Raw genomic sequence first — 20,003 nt, 5'->3', positions numbered from 1 at the left:
GCGCCGCCCGAGGCAGGCGGCGCGGAGTGGTGAGGGTGCGTCAGTGCTCGGCGCGGCTGTGCGCGGCTGCGTCGTCGAGGGAGAGGAACCCGGAGCGGATCTCGGGTTCGGCCAGCGGGAGGTCGTACTGGTCCTGACTCAGGATCGACAGCTTCGCCCAACTGCCGCCCCGCTTCTCGGACCACGTCCAGCTGCCGAGGACGCCGTTCGGCGTCGGCATCAGTACGGTCTCCTCGCTCTCGCCCTGCGGCCCGCGCAGGGCGGTGGTGGCGGCCAGCAGCGGGCCGGTGCGGAAGTTGACCGTCATCCGGGCGATCGCCGTGTCGGTGAACTCCTGCGGGACGAAGACCGTTTTTGTGGCGAGGATGTCGGTGGTGGCGTGGACGGCGGCACGCGGGTCCAGCAGCACGGTGGCGACGGCGCTGCTGTGGTCGGCGAAGTCCAGTTCCAGGCTGGGCTTTTCGCCGATCGGCCGCAGGTAGTTCCCGGCGCCGGCGGCCGGATCGACGACCGTCTCGAAGTGCTCGTAGTCGTCGTCGAGGACGTACCCGACGAGTCCGTCGTCGCTCTGCTGCGCCTCGCCGAGCCGGATCGCCCAGGGGTAGTGGGGCAGTTCGGGGGTGGGCGGGTCGAGGAGGTGCTGCCAGCTGACGTCGGTGCGCAGCGGGCCGCGCAGGTTCATGGTGAGGCGGGTGCGGACCAGGGCGAGGGGCCGGCCGAGGAGGAAGCCGAGGCCGGGGTCGGCGGGGCCGGCGGGGTCGATGGTCTGCAGGGTGCGGTCGAGGGTGGCGCGGAAGGCGTCGAAGGTCTGCGGGCCACGGGTCTTGACGGCGTTCAGCAGCCGGTAGGTGTGCCGGCTGAGTGCCTCCAACTGCTCGAAGCGGGTCACGTCGGAGCCGGGCAGGGCGCTCCAGGAGACCTCCCGCTGGCCACCGCCGCTCAGGGTGACGCGCAGTTCCCCGAGCGCGACCCCGTCGGGGCTGTACACGACGAGGGACTTGTCGAGCCGGTTGTGCAGCAGCCAGGCGCAGACGGGGTTGGTGCCTGGGGTCAGGTCGGTGTCGTCGTCGGTGGTGGCGGCGAGGAAGTCGAAGCGCAGTCGGGCCGGCTGGAGCAGGCGGGGGCCGAGCTCGACCAGGCGGTCGCTGTCGTACTCGCTGACGGGGTGGGCCGGACGCATGGTGTCGGGCATCTCGGGCTGGGAGTGGATGACGTTGACGGAGCGTCCGAAGCGGTCGACGACGGCCAGGTTGAGGAAGGCGAGCTGGCCGGCCCGCAGTTCCTGGAAGGTGGACGCGGGCCAGGGGTCCCAGTCGCTGGCGGGCAGGTCGCCGGGGTCCGGCGGCGGGTAGTCGCCGTTGCCGACCAGGTCCGCGATGGCGCCGGTGGGCTGGAGGCCGGCGAGCGGCCGGCGTTGCGCGATGGCGGCGCCGAAACCGTCGAGGGTCTGGGACAGGTAGTCGGCCTCACGGGCCTGGGCCCGGACCTGGCGCACGGCCTCGGCGGGCAGCTGGTCGCGCACCCGGGCGTAGCTCTGCAGCGTGCCGTCGATGATGTGCCCGGCGGAGGGGGCGAGCATCTGGCGACCGGAGATGACCAGCGAGGTGCCGGGCTCGCCGGTGCCCCGCCACTGGTAGCGGGAGCCCTCGATGAAGTCCCAGTGCGGCCCGTCGCCGTCGCGGAACGGCAGCGGGAAGTACTCGGCCTTCCAGAGCAGGTACAGCGGCTGCCACGGCATCGCCCACGGTGCGGTGCCGTACTCGGGCAGGGTGCCGGTGACGTCGCGGATCGCGCCGTTCTGCAGGGCGCGGTCGAGGATCAGGAACTCGCTGAGCAGCGCGGGGAAGCAGGGCGGCTGCTGGCCGGTGAGGTCGAGCTGGGCTGCGGTGGCCGCCACGTCGGCGGTGGTGATGCCGGAGGCGCGGGTGACGGCCCGTTCGGGCGTGCGGCAGGGCAGGGCGGTGTCGCGGGTGAGCGGCGCGTGCAGGTTCGCGCCCTCCAGGGTGAGGACCGGGTCGGCGCTGTACTCGAAGTCCTCGGCGGGCACCCGGATGAGGCGGCGGGCGGCGCGGGCGCCGTAGGCGGGGTACAGGACGTCGATCCGCGCCGCCAGCTCCGCTTCGCCCTTTCCCCAGGGGAGTTCGGCGCGCTGCTCGGCCAGGCGGCGGGCGAGGGCGACGACGCGACCGGCCGCGCCGCTCGCGACGCTCGGGTCGAGCTCGTCGTCGATGGTGCTGTTGAACTCGTCGGACCGGCGCTCCAGGCGGCTGAGCCACCACAGGTGGTAGAGGTGTTCGCGGGCCGCGTCGAGGGCGGCTTCGGTGGCGTCGTGTGCGGCCTGGCGGCCGTTGAGCTCGGCGACGGTCTCGGCCTCCGCCGCCCGGGCGGAGCGGGAGACGGTGCGGCCGGTCTCCTCGCCGCGTTCGCCGATGAACCAGCGGTACCCGCCGGGCACGGGGCCGAAGGCGGTGTCGTGGGCGCGGCGGTCGGTGAGGAGGTCGGCCTCGGGGCGGTCGCGCTCTTCCAGGGCGTCGATGCCGCCGAGCAGGAAGGCCCGGAACAGCTCGGCGTCGTCGGCGGAGAGCGCTCCCTGGCCGCCGGCTTGGGCACCGAGTTCCGCGACGGCCTCGGCGATGCTGTTGGACACGATCGGGGTGACGTCGGCGGGCCTGGGGCAGGGCGAGTCGGGGACGGGGCCGGCCAGGTCCCAGTCCAGGCCGAGGACCGTCCCGGAGTAGACGGAGCTGCGGATGCCGCTGCCGGAGCCGACCGGCGGGGTCCACTCCAGGCGCTCCAGCAGCGCGGCGAGGTCGTCGGTGCCGGCGAGGATGTCGCTGTCCGGCTGGGCGTACCAGCCGGCCACGAAGTAGCTCAGCCGCTCCTGCTCGGGCAGTTCGCCGCCCGGTGCGTCGAGCAGGGTGTCGTGCAGGGAGAAGACGTTGCTGTTGTAGGGCTGGAAGACGGAGAAGGTCAGCAGGCCCGGGCCGATCGCGGTGAGGAAGGGTGCGTGGCGGTCGGCGGGTTCGCGCCAGGGGCCGGTGAGTTCGTGGCACTTGCCGATCAGCGTCGCTGACGGTTCGTCACTGTCGGGGTCCTGGAAGGAGACGGTGCCGTCCATCGGGTCGAGGTAGTCGCTCTCGACGATCCAGGCCTTCAGCCTGCGGGTACCGGCGGCATGGCGCACGACGAGCCACCGGTTGGGCACCAGCGGGAACTCGCCGACGCCCTCCTCCTCGTCGTGGCGGCCCCGGGTGAGGGCGGCGGGCAGCTCCCACTGGAGGTAGACGCCGAGCCGGCTCTCCTTGCCGGTCCACTCCTCGGGACTGGAGAACGGCGCGGGCTCCGCCGGGACTCCCTCGCCGACGTTCTTGAAGTTCGTGATCCAGCGGTGGAAGACGTGCGGGGTACCGGTGTCGCGGGTGGCCCGGTTGACGGCGAGGGCCGCCACCTCGACCGGCACGATGAGGGTGTTGTCCACGGACATGGCCCGGGTCCTTTCGAGAACTGCGCGGAAGTCTGCGCGGGCGGAGGCGGGTTCAGGGCCGGGAGAAGGTCTGTGCCTGCGGGGCGTCGATCATCTGCAGGGCGAACTGGGCGGAGGAGATCCGCCGGCCTCCGGTGAGCCCGTGGGCGGTGGAGAGGGCGGGCACCAGCGCGTCGCCGGCGCCGTCGACGTTGAGCACGTCCCGGCCGCCGGGGCGCAGGAAGCGGGCGAAGCCGGCCGGTCGCGGGAACTCGCCCTTGGGGTAGCCGATCCGGTCCCCGGTGATCTCGCGCAGCTCGATGGTGCCGACGTCGCCGATGCCGAAGCACAGGCCGCGCGGCGGCTCGGCCAGTTCGAAGCGCTCGACGACCTCCGGATAGAGCAGCAGGCGGATCTGAGTGCCGAACACGGCGTCGCGCACCGGCTCCACCACGCGCTGGCCGACGTAGCCGTTGACGATCGTGTTGGGCCAGTTGGGGACCAGGCTGGAGTTGACCAGCACCGCGCACTTCGGCACGGGTCCGCCGCCGGTCGCGAGCGCGTTGAGGTCGGCGTCCAGCGCGTGGCCGACGCCGACGCTCAGCGCGCCGTCCACGGCCGCCCGCACCCAGTCGGCATCGAGGTAGGCGAAGCGGATGGCCTCGTCCGGCAGTGCGCGGGCGTCGGGGACCAGGTGGGACAGGTCCAGCCCCTCCAGCCGGCGCAGCGCGTCCAGCCAGGCGGTGACCTTCGCGAAGTTGTCCGGGGCGGCCTGGGTGAGGAGAGCGGCAACGCCGGGCTCGGCGAGGACGGCGCGCACGTCGCCGACGGTGCGCCGGGTGCGGGCGGCGGTGCGGCGCCGACCTGCGCGCAGTTGCGGGCCGGCCTGATCGAGGGCTTGGGTGAGACGGGCACCGCCGCCGCGGCCGTCGCCGCCGGTGAGCAGGCGGTCGAAGGCCTCGAACGCCAGCGGTGCGGTGAGTTGACGGGCCGTCAGGGCCGTGGCGGCGCGGGCGACGAGTTCGGGGTGCGAGGCGAGACGGCGTACCGCGCTGCGGGCGGCGGAGCGGAACTCCAGCAGCGCGGCGCGGAACTCGGCGTCGGCGAGGGCGAGGGTGCGGCCGGTGGTGAAGGCGGCGGCGTAGGCGGTGTCGAAGACGCCGTACTGCTGGAGGTAGATCAGCGCCTCCCCCGGGGAGTCCAGCCGGGTGGCGGCCGCCGGGGGCAACCGGCGGGCGGGTAGGGCGGTGAGCGGACCACGGTAGAAGGCGACGGTGCGCTCGCCGCTCTCCAGCCGCTGCGGCAGGGCGACCGCGCCGCCCGCCATCCGGTCCAGGGCCTCCTGCTGCGGACCGACCGGGTTGCCCGGAGCGGTGGTCGGCACGCGTAGGCGCAGGTCCTCGGCCGGTCGTGGGGTGGTGCCGTCGGTGGTGGCCAGGTGCTGGCACAGGTCGCCGAAGCCGACGCCGGAGTCGGGCTCGGTGGTGAAGGACCAGCTGGCGAGCGAGACCAGCCGCACGCCTTCGGTGGGCGCGGGGGCGATCAGGTCCTCGTCGAAGCCTTCGAGGGAGACCAGGTGGGCGACATGGCGGCCGCCGGCAGCAGCGGGGAAGCGGTTGGCGACGAGGACGGCGTTGAGCTCGCCCTCGTCCGGCTCGGGATCGTCACCGGCCCGGGTGGCGTCGGGGCGCCCGCCCTCGCGCAGGTGCGCCAGGTAGCCCAGCTCGACGGGCAGCGGCTTGACCGCGTCGAACACGGCGGCGGGCACGAAGATGGTGGCGCACTGCTCGTCGTACTCGTCCGGGCGCAGGCTCTCGGGCGGCAGCGCGGGCGGCCGGCCGGGGCTGCCGCCGGCGGGGTCCAGCAGCCGGCGCACGGTGTCGGCCTTGACCAGGCCCACCGCGTCCGGGTCCTCCGGCAGTTCGCCCTCGCGGAAGAGCAGCAGGGCCATCCACGGGACGGCGTCCGGCTGGTCCGGGCCGAGCAGGCGGTTCCAGGGCAGGCCCGGGGCGTCGAGGTTGATGTGGGCGAGGGTCTGGCTGTAGGTGCCGACGGCGTCCGGTACCGGGAACCGCGCGTTGATGCCGGTCGGGTCGAAGCTGAAGCGCGGCTGGATGACGTCGAAGGGCTGCGGGGTGGCGTCGATGACGCGGTCCGCGCCGTCGACGTCCTTGAGGGTCTGCCGGTTGCCGATGACGTAGCGGCCTGCGCGCAGCGAGGGGATGCGGTGGTCGAAGAAGCGGGTGCGGTGCTCGGCGCCCGGCTCGGTGGTGCGCGGCCGGGGGCCGGGTTCGGACGTGGTGGTCACGAGCGTGCCTTTCGACAGAACGCGGCGGTGGACGAGGAGTCGAGCAGGCGCGGCGGCACGGGCCGCCCGCGTGGCAGTGGAGCGGGCGGCCTGAGGACGCGTCCGGTCAGCCGGCGACCAGCATCGGCTCGGCGGTGAAGGCGGTGCCCGCGGCGTCCGCGTAGGCGCTCAGGTTCGTGTCGAGCGTGCCGAGGTTCGCGCCGAGGGCGGTCAAGGCCTGGGCCAGGGCGGTGCGGTTGCCGCGGGTGGCGGTGGTGTCGATGCCGTTCTGGATGGCGGTGATGACGCCGCCGGGCCGCGTCGGCGCCGGGCCCGTGGCCGATTCGCCGCTGGACAGCGGCTGGTTGCCGTCGGGGTTGATCGGGTCGAAGGAGATGCCCTTCTCGTCGATGAACCCGGTGGAGGTGCCGTGGTCGACCGGCGGCGACGTCAGCCGCACCCCGAGGATCCGGTCGTGGATGATCCCGTCGCCAGGTGCGTCGGCCTGCTGGCCCCACAGGCCGTTGGGGACGTTGCCGCGCAGGATCGCGCGGCCCCACCGCGCCAGCGAGTAGGTGGCGGCCCCGTTGAGGGTGACCCAGACCCGCAGTTCGCTGCCCTTGCCGCGGACGTGCATGGGCAGGATGTCCACCGTGCTGTCGGTGGCGACCGGCGTGGTGCTGCCCTGGTCGAGGAAGACCCTGCTGACCGGGGCCTGGGTGTCGGCGGTGAAGGTGAAGCCGCCGTTGCCGGCGAGCCAGGGCTTGATCCCGCCGGGGGTGGCCGGGGCGCTCTCGCCCTCGTAGCCGGCGATCGGCGTGGTGCGGACCATGTTCTCGGGCGGCGGCAGCATGCCCTGGAAGCCGCCCCAGTCCAGTGCGGGCGCGTGGCTGCGGCGTGCGGCGCCGAAACCGATGGTGAAGGAGATGAACCAGAGGTGGACAGTGGCCTCGCCGCCCACCGAAGGGCCCCAGACCCGGACGCTGACCCCGACCTCGATCGAGATCTTGATCCTCACGAACCAGACCTTGATGGTCGCGGAGACCCCGACCCGCACCCCCATCCCGAGGTCGAAGTAGAACGGGTTCCACTCGAGCAGGGCATCGACCCTGGCGGTGAGCCAGGCGCGCAGCATCCCCGACTGGAAGGTGACGTCCAGCCCGCCGCCGGCCATCAAGGATTTGGGGGTGAACGCGGCGTAGGCACTGCCACTGATGGTGACCGTCGAGCCGAGCGCCCAGGTCAGGCCGGTGGCTACCTGCTTGGGGTAGCGGACGGGCAGGTCACGGCCGGCCGGGATCGCGCCGAGGATGATCGCGAAATCGCCCGCGTGGGCGTGCTCCCCGAACCAGAACTTCAGCCCGAGACTGCCGCGCAGCTTGCAGTTCGGATCGATGAGGAAGGTCTTCTCGGTGAAGCCGGCGCTGATGCTCAGCTCTCCGGCCGTGGGCCGCAAGGTGGCCTCGATGCCGATCTCCACCCGGGCGATCTTCTTGTCGCTCTTGGTGGGGAACTGGGCACCGCCGACCCCGAGCAGACTGATCGTCAGGTCGGAGCCGGTCTGCACCAGCGCCATCAGGTTGCCGCGGAAGGACTCGAAGCAGTCGAAGGCCAGGCCGGCGGCGAACCACAGGTCGCCTTCCTGCGGCGCCACCCAGGGCAGGGAGCCGCCGATCAGTGAACCCAGGACCTTGAGCGGATCGACCTCGTCGTCCTCCACACCGATGGCGCTGGGATCATCGAGGGCGATCAGGAACGGAAAGCTGCCCAGGGCGTCGGCCGCCGGCACCCGCACCCGGCTGTTCCAGCCGAAACCGGCGGAGATGCCGCGCACCTGGAACATGGGTGGGCCGAACCCGATGTTGTTGCCCAGCGCGCCGTAGGCGAACAGGGACGGCTGGGCGCCGCTCCCGTCGGGGACCACGTAGGCGCCCATCGCGGTGCCGTTGAGCGTTGAGCCGGCGGCCACCACGAGCAGGCCGCCGATGACGGTCTTGTACGGCGGGGCGGCTGGTAGTGCGGTCAGCGCACCCACCAGGCGCAGCGGCCCGTTCCAGTACTGGACGCTGATGCCGTTCTCGTCGCCGGGTGTACCGATCGGCGACCAGCCGCGCACTGCTGGGGAGTCGAGGATCCGCACGCCCTTGCGCCGCAGCGGCCCCGGGCGGGGCGTGAGGATGCCGTTCTCCGTGACCAGCGCCCGGGGTATCCGGTCGCGGGCCCCGCCCCGTTGCCGCACGGCGGGCAGGGCCCTGCCCAGGCCGTCCAGGCGCCCGGGATCGGTGGGCGGCGCGGGTGCGCGCCGGGCCAGTCGCAGGACCTGACCGTCCGTCAGCGCCCAGGCGCCGGCCGGCAATGCGGTGCCGCCCGGGGCGCCGTCGACCAGGACCAGCGCGCTGCCCTCGCCGAGGTCGGCGACGACCAGCGCCCCGGTCACCCACTCGCCGTCGACGGTGAACGCCAGCCGCACCGGCACCGGCGACGGGGACGCCGTGGTGGTCGCGTGGCCGCCGACCGACAGGGCCGATGGATCGTAGACCGCGCCGTCGATGCTCACGACGGCGCCGGTGAACACCAGTTCCGCGGCGTCGGGGTCGGCGAAGAAGGACACGGGGAGCTCGAACGCACCCCCTGAAGCGGCCTGGTCGAGTAGCTTCCGAACATCTTCCACGCGTGCTGTCACAGCGATCCAGCCCTCTCTTCGCGGGAAAAGGGGAAGGCGGAGACATGCGCCGAGCCCGGCGACGAGCCTGACGTGTCCGCTGCAAGCAGCCTAGCCAGCGGGCACTTTCCGCAGGCATATAACTACATTCCGTTGTCAACATGGCCGAAAGGCGGTGCGCAAATCCGCGCGAATGGGTGGATCTCCTCCCGGACCGCACAGCCTGCCGTGCAGCAGCGTTTCAGTCGGCCGCCAGGGGCGTCCGGGCCGGTGCTCGCCCCTCTCACCGCATGCGATCAGCGTTCTGCGGGCCCCAGGCGCGAGACCGGATTCCAGCCAACCAGCGGGCTCTGGCAGGGCCGGGGCCCGACCGTCACCGCGAGGCCCTGCGCAGCAGGTACTCCCGCTCCGGCAGGCTCAACGTGAGCCGCGCGGCCCGCCGGTAGTGCTCGCGAGCCCGCTCATGCTCACCGGCCAGGTCGAGCAGGTGCCCGCGCACCGCGTCCAGCCGGTAGTGGCCGGCGATCCGCTTGTCGCCGTCGAGCGTGGCGAGCAACGCCAGCCCCTCGGCCGGTCCGTGCACCATCGCGGTCGCGATCGCGCGGTTCAGGGTGACCATCGGGTTCGGCGCGGTCCGGTCCAGGATCTTGTAGAGGATCAACACCTCGGCCCAGTCCGTCTCCTCGGTGGACGGCGCCTCGTCGTGGATCGCGGCGATCGTGGCCTGCACCAGGTACGGCCCGGCCGGCCCCTTGGGCAGGGCGTCGGCGACCAGCGCGACGCCCTCCTCGATCCGCGCGCGGTCCCAGCGGCCGCGGTCCTGCTCGGCGAGCGGCACCAGCACGCCGTTGGCGCTGCGGGTCTCCCGCCGGGCGTCGGTGAGCAGCATCAGCGCGAGCAGGCCGGTGACCTCGCCGTCGTGCGGCAGCAGCCGGTGCACCTCGCGGGCGAGCCGGATGGCCTCCGCGGCCAGCTCGACCCGTTGCAGGTCCGGCCCGGAGGTGGCGGTGTAGCCCTCGTTGAAGATCAGGTAGAGCACCTGCAACACCGCCGGCAGCCGCTCGGGCCCGTCCGGAAAACCGGCGCCCTTGATCGTCTGCTTCGCCCGGCTGATCCGCTGCGCCATGGTGGCCTCCGGCACCAGGAACGCGTGCGCGATCTGGGCCGTGGTGAGGCCGCCGACCGCCCGGAGCGTCAGCGCCACCTGCGAGGGCGCCGACAGCTTCGGGTGGCAGCACAGGAACAGCAGGCGCAGCGTGTCGTCGACGTGCCGGGACGGGTCGTCGTCCGGTGGCGGCTCCATGCTGACGGTCAGCTCGCGCTCCCGGCGGGCCGCCTCGCTGCGCCACTGGTCGGTCAACCTGCGGCCGGCGACCGTGACCAGCCAGCCCGCGGGCCTGCTCGGCACACCCTGCTCCGGCCACTGCACCGACGCCGCGAGCAGCGCCTCCTGCACGGCGTCCTCGCAGGCTTCGAACTGCCCGTGCCTGCTGACGAGCGTGCCGAGGACCTGCGGCGCCAGGCCGCGCAGCAGGTCCTCGATCCCACCGCTCACGGACGACCACTCACAGATCGGCACCGCAGGAGAACATCACCGGGCGGATCTCGATCGACAGGCCCTTGACCCGGGTGTCCGGGATGAGCTCGGCGATCTCGATCGCGCGCTCCTTGCTCTCGCAGTCGATCAGGTAGAAGCCGCCCATGTGCTCCTTGGCCTCGATGAACGGCCCGTCGGTGACGACGGGCGTGCCGCCCGTCCCGGAGACGACGGTCGAGTTCGCCGGGTCGGCCAGCGCCTGGGTGAGGATGAACTCCCCCGAGTCCTGGATGGTCTTCATGAACTCGCCGTGGCCGTCCATGACGAGCTTCCGCTCGTCCTCCGACAGGGCGTCCAGGACCTCCGGGTTGACCTGCATGATCAGGAGGTACTTCATGTCCTTGCTCCTTGCATCGGGTTCCGCCCCGGGGGCGGCTCGACAAGGAGTCGGAGCCGTCCGGCGCTTTTCGACATCCGACGCGGGCCAGGCTCTGCTGAATCGACCTGCTCGACCTGCTCGACCTCGCGGACCTCGACGCGGCCGGTGCGGAGGCCTTCCCCGCCGACCCGCCGACCCGCCTGCCCGCCGGTTCGCGGGCGCTGTCGCGGTCAGATCTGCCGGTCGGGGTGGGAGAACGTCGGGCCGCCGGCCTTGGGCAGGCGGCGGACCCGGCCGGGCTCCGGGATCTCCTCGCCGGGCGGCTGGCGGAAGTCCGCGCCCTGCTCCACCGGCTGGAGCCGGTGACCGCCTGCCTGGACGGCCTGGACGGGGGTCGGGGCGGCGGCGGGCTCGGAGAACGCGGGCAGCCCGAGGCTGCGGGGGTCGGGGGTCATGATCCCCAGTCTGTCATGCGGCGGCCCCGGGCAGGGACGGAACCGCACAACCGTTGCCGCAGCGCGAAGCGCGACGGCCGGGATCGCGCACGCGCAGGTCAGCCGCCGAGCAGGCCGCCCATGTGGCCGTCGTCGGCCAGGGCGTTCCAGAAGCTCGTCTCGTCCTGGACGGCCGACGGGTCGATCTCGGCGATCAGTTGCAGGGCGGCTTCCTGGAACAGGTCGACCGGGGTGAAGACCTGCCAGTCGGCCGGTGTGTGCAGGGTCGTCCAGCGCAGGGCCTCCGCGCGCAGGCGGGTCAGCACCCACAGGGTCAGGTAGTAGGCCGACAGGTCGGCGTGCAGTCGGGCCGCGGGCCAGTCCTCGTCGCCATCGCCGACGGTGACCTCCAGGTGGCCGCGCTGCCCGTCCAGCACCACCTGGCAGTCGTACGCCGTGTCGCCCAACCAGAGGTGGTCGAGCTGGTGGGCGCGTTCGATCTCCGCGTCCGGCTCGGCGTACCACGGGTCGCTCTCGCGCAGCGTGGCCAGCGGGAGCACCTGGTCGCCCCACAGGTGGTCGGTGGTCGGCAGGCCGACCGTGGTGAGCAGGCGGCGGGTCGGTTCGTGGCTGAGCGCGGCCGGCAGGTCCGGTGCCCGGACCGGCCGGACCTCGCCCAGTTCGGCCACCAGTTCCGGGGTGATCTCGTAGGCGAGGAGGTCGCCGGGGCGGGCCGCCCAGCGCAGCCCGGACGCCAGCACCGCGGCGCTCCAGTACGGGGCCATGCCGCTGGGCTCGAACACCGCGGGGTCCACGGCGCGCATCCGCTGCGCCAGCGCGCCGGTCACCTCGGCGACCACGGCGGGCCCGCGACGGCCGCCGTGCGCCGCCGGATCTGCGGCGCCGGCGCGCAGGCCCGCCAACTCGTGCAGGAAGAGCAGGACGACGGACAGGTCGCCGGCCAGGACGTCGAGGACGACCTGCGCGGGCTGGTCGTAGCTGGTCCCGGCGAGCGCGACCTGGCCGCTCACGCCGTCCAGCACGAGCCAGTCCCGCTGCACCGCCCCGAGCACCAGCAGGTGGCTGGCGCCCACCGACGGCCCGTCCAGCCGGGTGGCCAGTGGCTGGAGCAGGAGGTCGGGGTCGGTGTCGAACCGCAGAAAGCCTCCGCCGCCCCGGGGCAGGCCGACCTCGGTCAGCAGGCGACGGGTCGGTGCGTGCGTGAGCACCGCCGGCAGCGCCTGCTCGGGCAGGCGATGGATGGCGTCCTCGCCGAACCAGTCGGCGAGGCGTTCCCGGTCGATGTCGACTTTCAGCTGCACTGTGACCCCCGTTGTTCCATTGCGGAGAAGTCTGTCAGCACGGGTGATCGCGCTGACGGCAGGGGTGTTCGCGCGCGAGTTCGCGGACCTGGTCACCGGCCGCGGTCGAGAGCGGCGACCTCGCGCACGGCCTCCGCGATGGCACGGAAGTCCTTGCGCAGGATCGCACCGTGGTTGCTGGCGACCTTCGCGCTGACTTCGATGTTCGCGTTACGGGCGGTCACCGCGGCGAGGCTGGTGCGGATCCGCTCCTGCTCATCACCGCGACTTCCGAGGGACTTCCCCGAAGCGACCACGTACCGCACCGGGACGGTGATGTCGTCCAGCACGGGGCCCAGTTCGCGCTCGCGGGAGAGCCTGCCGAGTTCGATGTTGCTCTCGGCCTGCTGTTCGGCGCTCAGCCGCGGCGTCAGGCCCGTCGGGCGCAGCAGCGGCGTGAACCAGCCCATCCGCCGGAACAGCTTCCGGATCCGCTGCTCCATGGCCTCGTCGAGCCAGTCGTACGGGTACGCGCCGTCGACCAGGACCGCGCCCAAGGCACGGTCCGGATTCCGGCCCGCCCAGTGTGCCGCGACGAACGCTCCGTAGGACCAGCCCACCACCAGCGCCCGCTCCACACCCCTGGCCGCGAGCACGGCATCGACATCCCGGACGGCGGCCTCGAAGGAGTAGTCCGCCGAACGCTTCGACTTCCTGCCGCGCCCCCGCTCGTCGTAGGTGATGTGCCGCCACCCCGTCCCCAGTTCGGCGATGGCCCGCCGCCAGTACCCCTGAGTGGCGAACTGGCCGTTGAGGTAGAGCACGGGGATACCGGGACCGCCGGTGTCGGTGACGGCCAGGGCCGTGTCGTCGACCGGCACCATGCCGGTCCACGTCGAGTTCGTCGAGAACGTGCTGTTCTTCGTCATGACTTCTTCCTGGTCGCGTTGCGCGTCTTGGACGACTTCTCCAGGTCCTGCGGGCGGATCGCCGGCCCCTGGACCTGATGGGCTGTCAGCCGGCGATCCGTTCGTTCTCCGGTCACGGTTCCGCCGGGCGGCTCCGTCCTCACAGGCTGCGGGCGGTGATGTCGCCGTGGCCGGTGGTGGCGTGGATGTCGAGTTCGGTGGTGCCGTCGTTCTTGAGGGCGTTGTTGATGCGGCCGTGGCCGGTGCCCGCGTCCAGGGCACCGGAGACGCCGGGGGCGGCGCCGACCGCGATGTCGCCCATCTGGGTGCGCAGTTCGACCCGGCCGCGCGCGGCCTCGGTGATCCGGATGCTGCCCCGTGCGGTGCTGATCTGCGCGGGGCCGCCCAGCCGGCCGACCTCGACGTCGCCGTCGACCGCGGTCAGGCGCAGGCTCGCGGCCTCGTCGATCTTGATCTGGCGGTACGCGCCTTCGAACGCGACGTCGCCGAGGCGGCCGACGCCACGCAGCTCGCAGCTGGCCGTCCTGGCCTCGATGCGGGAGCCGGCGGGCAGTTGGACGGTGACCTCCAGGGAACCGGAGGGACCGAAGTACTGGTTCTGGGGCTCGGCGGCGCGGATCCGCAGGACGCCGTCGGCGAACTCGACGGTGGTGTGCTCGGCCGCCTTCACGTCGCGGCTCTTGGCGGGGTCGGCGGGCCGGACCTCGACCGCGGTGTCGGCCCGGTCGGCGGCGATGACCTGGATGCGCCCGGCGGCGATCTCCAGGACGGCGGAGATCGGGGTGGGGGTGTCGAACTTCTGCATCATGCTCTCCTCGTGCGCTGCTCGTTTCTGATGCCGGAAACGCTACGTTGCGTTCGAGGATCACGCAACGAGTTCGTTGCGAACAATTCCTATCAGTGCAGGTGAAAGCCCAGTTTTCATTGCAACGGATGTACATCTAACGCAATGACAGGCGCCTCGCCCGTTGCATTGGACTGCGAGCGAACGCTACGCTGGCGGCACCAGGGAAGTACGAAGGGAGATCGCGGTGCCGGGAGGCAGACTCACCCAGCAGGAACGTCAGCAGATCGCGCTGGGGCTGGCCGACGGCCTCGCCTACGCGGAGATCGCCCGACGCCTCGACCGCCCCACCTCGACGATCACGCGCGAGGTGATGCGCAACGACGGCCCCACCGCCTACCGCGCCGATCTGGCCCACCGCGCCACCGAACGCCGCGCCCACCGGCGCAAGCAGGCCGCGCCCCGAGGGCCGGGAGCGCCGGTGCAGCGCCACGGACGCGATGACGCGGCCGTGCGCGAGTACGAGGAGGCGTTCACCACCCTCCTGATGCGACAAGGCCTGCCCAAGATGACGGCTCGGGTCCTGACCTGCCTCTTCATCGCCGACGCGGGCAGCCTCACCGCGTCCGAACTCGTCCAGCGCCTCCAGGTCAGCCCGGCCTCCGTCTCCAAGGCGGTCGCGTTCCTCGAAGATCAGGGCCTCATCTGCCGGGAACGCGACGAACGCCGCCGCGAGCGCTACTTCGTCGACGGCGACGTCTGGTACCGGTCGACGGTCGCCAGCGCCCGCGGCATCGCCCAGGTCGCCGAGACCGCACGGCAGGGCGTCGGCGTCCTCGGCCGCGACAGTCCGGCCGCCGCCCGCCTGGAGAACATCGCCCGCTTCAGCGACTTCATCAGCGAGACCATGCTCCGCGCCGCGGAACAGGCCCGCGAAGTCCTCCACACCAAACCCGAAACGGCCTCAGGTGTGGTGACGCCTCGTCAGTAGCGTGAGCTCCTGCCGTCAGATCCCCAGCACCAGGATCGCGGTCCGCCAGCGCGAGTCCTCCAACTCGGCGTGGATCGCCGTCCAGTCCACCGTGTCGGCGAGGACCGCCGCCGCCTGCGCGGGCCGTCCCGCCTGCAGCCGCAGTCGCAGGTGGGTCGCCGGGTACCAGGCGTCCACGGCCGTTCCCCGGCGGGCGGCCAGCCGACGGCGGCGCTCCCGCTCGATGTCCGGGACGGAGTCGAGGTACTCGGCCAGGCCGTCCCAGAGCGCCTGCGCGATGTCGGCCGGGCGGGTCACCGCGCTGTGCCCCTGCAGCGCCCGCTGCTTGCGCAGGTAGGCCATGGCGCTCTCGTCCAGGAACAGGGCGTCGAGCACCGCCGTGGCCGCCGTCGAGGAACCGACGCGTGCGGCCAGGTCGTCCGCCCGGTACTCGGCGAGCCGGCTGCCGGGCAGGACCGACCGGTGCAGGAGGTGCCTGGCCAGCCGGACGGGCAGCGCGCAGACCAGCAGCAGCCGGGCGGTCAACTCCTCGACCAGGGCCTTCTGGGCGTTGACGGTCATCTGCCTGAGCACGCCGCCGGCCGGCAGCGCGTCGTACTGGCTGCTGCTCTCGATCCGGCTGACCATCAACTCGTCGCCGCTGCTTGGCATCAGCAGCCCGTACCAGGCGTCCAGGGTGTCCAGCGCCACCCGCAGCCACAGCCCGCGCCGCGGATCCCGAGCAGCGCCGTGGCCGAGCTCCCGGGCGAGCAGGGCGATCCGCTCCTGCGGGCTGAGCACCGCCCAGAGCGCCATCCCCACCGTGAGCTCCACCTCCTGACGCACCCCCAACCGGGCATAGCCGGTGCGATAACCGGACTGCACCCGGATCCGGTCCGGCCGCCGGACACCCAGCGCCTCGGCCACCGTGTCGCTCAGCGCGTACAGCTGCGGGGCCTGCTCACGGGTCACCAGCGCCGGATCCTCCCGTCGCCGCCCACCGAACCGTGGCCGCAACAGGTACGCCAGGCCCAGACCGACCACGCCCAGCACGACGAAGGGCGGCTTGCCGGTCAGCAGCAGCCAGAGCGTCGCGGCCAGGACCGCCAGGGTCACCAGGTGAACCAGCGACGCCAGCACCAGCGCGCCCGACCGACCGGGGTACCACCCCGACTCGCCCCCGGCGCCGGCGGCCAGCCGCACGTACAGCTCCTCGTCCCGGGCCCGCTCCCGCGACCGCCGGCGCGCCGCCCGAGGGCTCAGGGTCGGCTCGGAGCCGAGGTTCCACTCGCAGTTCGGGCACCACTCACTGAACCGCGGATTGGAGTCGTACGCAGCACCGCACTGCGGGCAGGTGCGGGTTGTTATCGAGTCAGTCACGCCGCCTGATGATGCCACCACCCAGCCATGCGGACTCCACTATTTCCGTAAAGATGATCACAATTTCAGCAGGTTACGGGCACGCGGGTAGGAAGCAGCGCTGGCCGATTTCACGGTTCCTCATCAGCGCTGTCAGCTCGCGCCGAGCGGCGCGCTCTGCTCGGCGTCGAGCTGGTGGTCGGCCCAGACGTAGCTCTCGGGGAGCAGGTCGGTGATGGAGACGGTCCGGAGGCGGTCGCCGGCGCCGACGATGACCTTGAGGGCCGGGAAGTAGTCGAGGAGGGCCTGGCGGCACCGGCCGCACGGGGGGACGACGCCGCGGTCGCGGTCGCCCACGGCGACGATCGTGTCCAGCTCGTAGACGCCTTGGGCGGCTGCCGCGCCGATGAGGACCAGCTCGGCGCAGGGGCCTCCGGTGAAGTGGTAGGCGTTCACCGCCGTGACGATCCGGCCGTCCTGGGCGCGGGCCGCGGCGGCCATGGTGTGGTTGTCGCCCCGGCAGCGGGTGCGGGCGACGTGGGCCGCGGCCTCGATGAGTTCGTGGTCGACGTGGTGGGTCTGTGCGGTCATCTTCCCTGCCTTCGTACGTGCTGGACGGCCCGTCCCGGGCCTTCCCCGCGGTGTGGTTCCTTCCGTGAAACCGACGGAGACCGCGGCGCTCACCTCCCGCGCCGCGGTCCGCTCCCCGATCCGGGCCCCTCGAACCAGTAGCCCGAGCTCAGCGCAGGCCGGCGAAGAGGTCGTCCTCCGGCAGGGCGGCGCCGGTGCTGTCGTGGACCCGGACGAACGTCTCCACGCCCATCAGCTCGGTGAACCGCTCCTTGCCCATCCGCAGGAAGAAGATGTTCTCACTCTGGCTGGCGTGTGCGGCCAGGGCGTCGAACTTGTGACCGCCGAACTCCGTGGTGTCCACCCACGTGGTGATCTCCTCGTCGGGCAGCCCGATGTCGGGCACCGCACTGTCCCCGGAGCCCTCAGAGCCCCCGGAGGAGTCCCCGGACGGAGCCGGCTCCTCCCAGTCCGCGCCGAACTCGCGCATGATCTCGCCGAACTTCTGCATCATCGAACGCGGCGCCGTCGTCCAGTACACCTTCTGCGCCAGCCCGGTGAGCGCCAGCGCCGCCATCGTGATCCGGTTCGCCTGGATGTGATCGGGGTGACCGTAGAACCCGTTCTCGTCGTAGGTCACCACCACGTCGGGCTGGTAGCGCAGCATCAGCTCGGCCAGGCGAGCGGCCGCCTCGTCCACGGGGGTGCTCCAGAACGATCCGGGCGCGTCGTTGGCGGGCCAGCCCATCATTCCGGAGTCGGCGTACCCGAGCAGCTCGAGGTGGCTGACGCCGAGGACTTCGCAGCTCGCCTCGAGCTCACTTCGACGCATCGCGGCGACGGCGGCGGCATCATGGCCGGGGTCGCCGGGCTTGATGCCGCCCGGACCGTCGCCGCAGCCACCGTCGGTACACGTGACGAGCACCGTGCGGATGCCCTCCGCCGCGTAACGCCCGAGGACACCCCCCGTTCCCGTCGCCTCGTCGTCCGGGTGGGCGTGCACTGCCATCAGCGTCAAGGGCCGGTCAGCCATCGAAATCCATCCTCTGGTCGGTCGAGCGATCGGCCCCAGTCTGCGGCACCGCGGCAGGCGGCCGCCCACAGGGCCACCGAACTCGTCCGGCATCCGCCTGGACGGCGTCGTGGAACTGACCAGCCGTCAGCTCTCCGTACGGCTCGGTGCTCGGCGCCGCCCGAGGTCAGAGGCAGCGCGGTGGCAAGCCGCCTGGCTGTATCCTTCCGGTGATCAACTGGGTGAACCGTATGACAGGAGGCAAGGCGTGGCAGGCGTGAAGCAAGGCGATTGGGTGGTCGCGGCAGCGGACCAGGTGATCGCCGAGGCGAAACGCCGGGGCTCTGCCGGGCCGCTGGTGTGCGCGTCGGGGATCAGCCCGTCCGGGCCGATCCACCTGGGCAACCTGCGCGAGATCATGGTCCCGCACTTCGTCGCGGACGAGCTGCGCCGCCGCGGGCTGGACTGCCGGCACATCCTGTCGTGGGACGACTACGACCGGCTGCGCAAGGTGCCGGCCGGCCTGCCGGCCTCGTTCGCCGAGCACATCGGACGCCCGCTGTCGGCGGTGCCGGACCCGTGCGGCGAGCACGAGAGCTGGGCGGAGCACTTCAAGGTCCCGTTCCGGGCCGCGCTCGCCGAGCTCGGGGTCGAGGTCACCGAGATCAGCCAGACGCAGATGTACACCTCGGGTGCCTACCGCGAGCAGATCCTGCACGCCATGCGGAACCGGGAGAAGATCGACGCCGTCCTCGGCCGCTACCGCACCGCGAAGAAGCCCGAGGACGCGCAGGCGCCGGACGAGGACGGCGAGGAGGAGGTCGCGGGCAGCGGCTACTACCCGTACAAGCCGTACTGCGCGGCCTGCGGCCGGGACACCACCGCGATCGACTCCTTCGACGAGGTGACCAGCGCGATCCGCTACCGCTGCGAGTGCGGTCACCAGGACGGTTTCGAGCTGGCCGGCGCCGACGGCGGGAAGCTGGTGTGGAAGGTCGACTGGCCGATGCGCTGGGCCTACGAGGGCGTCACCTTCGAGGCCGGCGGCGTCGACCACTCCTCGCCCGGCTCCTCGTTCACCGTCGGTTCCCAGGTGGTGCGCGAGATCTTCGAGGGCCACCCGCCGGCCTTCCTCGGCTACAGCTTCGTCGGCATCAGCGGGATGGCGAAGATGTCCGGCTCGGCGGGCGGCGCGCCGACGCCGACCGATGCCCTGCAGATCCTCGAAGCACCGCTGATGCGCTGGGTGTACGGCCGGCGCCAGCCCCGGCAGTCGATCACCGTCGCGTTCGACCAGGAGATCCTGCGCCTGTACGACGAGTGGGACGCCCTGGGCCGCAAGGTGGCCGCCGGGACGGCCGAGCCGACCGAGATCGCGGTGCGCGAGCGCTGCCTGCGTACGGCCTCCCGGACGCTGCCCGCGACCTCGCGCCCGCTGCCGTTCCGCACGCTGGCGTCGGTCGCGGACATCACGACGGGTGACCCCGAGCAGACCCTGCGGATCCTGCGGGACTTCACCATCGAGGAGCCGCTGGCCGATCTCGACGAGGCTCGGCCGCGGCTGGACCGCGCGCAGGCCTGGGTGAACGGTTACGTCCCCGCCGGGGAACGCACCCAGGTGCGCACGGCGCCGGACCGCGAGCGACTGGAGCAGCTGGCGCCGCAGCAGCGGGAGGCCATCAAGCTGCTGCTCGACGGTCTCGACGAGCACTGGTCCGTGCCCGGCCTGACCACCCTGGTCTACGGCGTGCCCAAGCAGCAGGCCGGTCTGCCCCTGGACACCCCGGCGACCCCGGAGCTGAAGGCGGCGCAGCGGGAGCTTTTCGTCCTGCTCTACGAGCTGCTGGTGGGCCGGGACACCGGTCCGCGGCTGCCCACCCTGCTGCTGGCGCTGGGCGCGGAGCGGATCCGGACGCTGCTGACCGTGGCCTGAGGCCGGTGCGGCGGCGGGGCCGATGGGCTTCCCCGCCGCCCCCGCCGCCGGTCCGTGCTGGACGGCGCGCCGCCCAGGGCCCGGTGTGCAACCTTGGAGAGAGGGTGAACAGACCATCTCTACGAGAGGAGTGGCCATGTCATCGAAGCGTCGTCGCAAGAAGAAGGCACGCTGCCGGCACAAGGCCAATCACGGCCGCCGGCCCCAGTGCTGAGTGTCCACCCCTGCACGGCCGGGCCGGTCGGCCCGGTCGTACAGGGGTGGACGATCTCCGCTGAACGGGACCACCGCGACCCGCCCCGAGCCTGGTGGTGCGCTCCGTCACCGGCGGCTCTCGCGACTGACACCTCGTCACACCGGTTGTCGGCCAGGGAGCTCGACTG

The 20,003-nt window shown here is 72.4% G+C and carries 14 protein-coding genes; 2 read left to right on the top strand and 12 right to left on the bottom strand.

Features of this window, described 5'->3' with window-relative positions; translation table 11 throughout:
• Window positions 1-40: 40 nt before the first annotated feature.
• From P3T41_RS10850 to P3T41_RS10810, 9 genes are all read right to left on the bottom strand, one after another.
• The gene (locus P3T41_RS10850) at window positions 41-3,484 is read right to left on the bottom strand and encodes a hypothetical protein (RefSeq protein WP_280689457.1); all 3,444 of its coding nucleotides are present in this window, start codon (window positions 3,482-3,484) and stop codon (window positions 41-43) included.
• A 52-nt stretch (window positions 3,485-3,536) separates the two neighbouring features.
• A complete protein-coding gene (locus P3T41_RS10845) occupies window positions 3,537-5,771 on the bottom strand; it encodes a hypothetical protein (RefSeq protein ID WP_280689456.1) in 2,235 nt (744 codons plus the stop codon).
• Between the two features lie 106 nt (window positions 5,772-5,877).
• A complete protein-coding gene (locus P3T41_RS10840) occupies window positions 5,878-8,361 on the bottom strand; it encodes a DUF6603 domain-containing protein (RefSeq protein WP_280689455.1) in 2,484 nt (827 codons plus the stop codon).
• Window positions 8,362-8,785: 424 nt separating this feature from the next.
• The gene (locus P3T41_RS10835; RefSeq protein ID WP_280689454.1) at window positions 8,786-9,967 is read right to left on the bottom strand and encodes a DUF6596 domain-containing protein; all 1,182 of its coding nucleotides are present in this window, start codon (window positions 9,965-9,967) and stop codon (window positions 8,786-8,788) included.
• A 10-nt stretch (window positions 9,968-9,977) separates the two neighbouring features.
• Entirely contained in the window at window positions 9,978-10,346 is a 369-nt protein-coding gene (locus tag P3T41_RS10830; RefSeq protein WP_280689453.1) for a YciI family protein, read from the bottom strand.
• A 212-nt stretch (window positions 10,347-10,558) separates the two neighbouring features.
• Window positions 10,559-10,783, bottom strand: a complete 225-nt coding sequence (locus P3T41_RS10825; protein ID WP_280689452.1) for a hypothetical protein — start codon at window positions 10,781-10,783, stop codon at window positions 10,559-10,561.
• A gap of 98 nt (window positions 10,784-10,881) precedes the next feature.
• Complete coding sequence (locus P3T41_RS10820; RefSeq protein ID WP_280689451.1) at window positions 10,882-12,084, bottom strand: SUKH-4 family immunity protein; 1,203 nt, start codon at window positions 12,082-12,084, stop codon at window positions 10,882-10,884.
• Between the two features lie 92 nt (window positions 12,085-12,176).
• Window positions 12,177-12,992, bottom strand: a complete 816-nt coding sequence (locus P3T41_RS10815; RefSeq protein ID WP_280689450.1) for an alpha/beta hydrolase — start codon at window positions 12,990-12,992, stop codon at window positions 12,177-12,179.
• A 139-nt stretch (window positions 12,993-13,131) separates the two neighbouring features.
• Window positions 13,132-13,797: a DUF4097 family beta strand repeat-containing protein gene (locus P3T41_RS10810; RefSeq protein WP_280689549.1), complete on the bottom strand. Its 666-nt coding sequence runs from the start codon at window positions 13,795-13,797 to the stop codon at window positions 13,132-13,134.
• Between the two features lie 226 nt (window positions 13,798-14,023).
• On the opposite strand from P3T41_RS10810, the gene P3T41_RS10805 reads away from it, so the two are divergent.
• Window positions 14,024-14,767 carry a helix-turn-helix domain-containing protein gene (locus P3T41_RS10805; protein ID WP_280689449.1) on the top strand — a complete coding sequence of 248 codons (744 nt, stop codon included), beginning with the start codon at window positions 14,024-14,026 and terminating at the stop codon, window positions 14,765-14,767.
• Window positions 14,768-14,782: 15 nt separating this feature from the next.
• Here P3T41_RS10805 and P3T41_RS10800 read toward each other — a convergent pair whose 3' ends face one another.
• The 3 genes from P3T41_RS10800 to P3T41_RS10790 all read right to left on the bottom strand — a co-directional run bounded on the left by P3T41_RS10800 (window position 14,783) and on the right by P3T41_RS10790 (window position 17,708).
• Complete coding sequence (locus P3T41_RS10800; protein WP_280689448.1) at window positions 14,783-16,126, bottom strand: M48 family metallopeptidase; 1,344 nt, start codon at window positions 16,124-16,126, stop codon at window positions 14,783-14,785.
• A 132-nt stretch (window positions 16,127-16,258) separates the two neighbouring features.
• On the bottom strand, window positions 16,259-16,696 hold the full coding sequence (locus P3T41_RS10795; protein WP_280689447.1) for a cytidine deaminase: 438 nt from the start codon (window positions 16,694-16,696) through the stop codon (window positions 16,259-16,261).
• 148 nt (window positions 16,697-16,844) lie between these two features.
• Window positions 16,845-17,708, bottom strand: a complete 864-nt coding sequence (locus P3T41_RS10790) for a PIG-L family deacetylase (RefSeq protein ID WP_280689446.1) — start codon at window positions 17,706-17,708, stop codon at window positions 16,845-16,847.
• A 247-nt stretch (window positions 17,709-17,955) separates the two neighbouring features.
• Here P3T41_RS10790 and lysS point away from each other — a divergent pair, with 247 nt between their 5' ends.
• Complete coding sequence (gene lysS, locus P3T41_RS10785; RefSeq protein ID WP_280689445.1) at window positions 17,956-19,620, top strand: lysine--tRNA ligase; 1,665 nt, start codon at window positions 17,956-17,958, stop codon at window positions 19,618-19,620.
• Window positions 19,621-20,003: the final 383 nt, after the last annotated feature.

The sequence above is a fragment of the Kitasatospora sp. GAS204B genome, assembly GCF_029892155.1.
Taxonomy (GTDB): Bacteria; Actinomycetota; Actinomycetes; order Streptomycetales; family Streptomycetaceae; genus Kitasatospora.
The sequence above is the reverse complement of the archived record's forward strand: the minus strand, read 5'-3'. Positions and strand labels throughout refer to the sequence as shown.

Coding starts and splice junctions, on each gene's coding strand:
- P3T41_RS10850 (WP_280689457.1), bottom strand. CDS start 3,484: ATGTCCGTGGACAACACCCTCATCGTGCCGGTCGAGGTGGCGGCCCTC.
- P3T41_RS10830 (WP_280689453.1), bottom strand. CDS start 10,346: ATGAAGTACCTCCTGATCATGCAGGTCAACCCGGAGGTCCTGGACGCC.
- P3T41_RS10825 (WP_280689452.1), bottom strand. CDS start 10,783: ATGACCCCCGACCCCCGCAGCCTCGGGCTGCCCGCGTTCTCCGAGCCC.
- P3T41_RS10815 (WP_280689450.1), bottom strand. CDS start 12,992: ATGACGAAGAACAGCACGTTCTCGACGAACTCGACGTGGACCGGCATG.
- P3T41_RS10810 (WP_280689549.1), bottom strand. CDS start 13,797: ATGCAGAAGTTCGACACCCCCACCCCGATCTCCGCCGTCCTGGAGATC.
- P3T41_RS10795 (WP_280689447.1), bottom strand. CDS start 16,696: ATGACCGCACAGACCCACCACGTCGACCACGAACTCATCGAGGCCGCG.
- P3T41_RS10790 (WP_280689446.1), bottom strand. CDS start 17,708: ATGGCTGACCGGCCCTTGACGCTGATGGCAGTGCACGCCCACCCGGAC.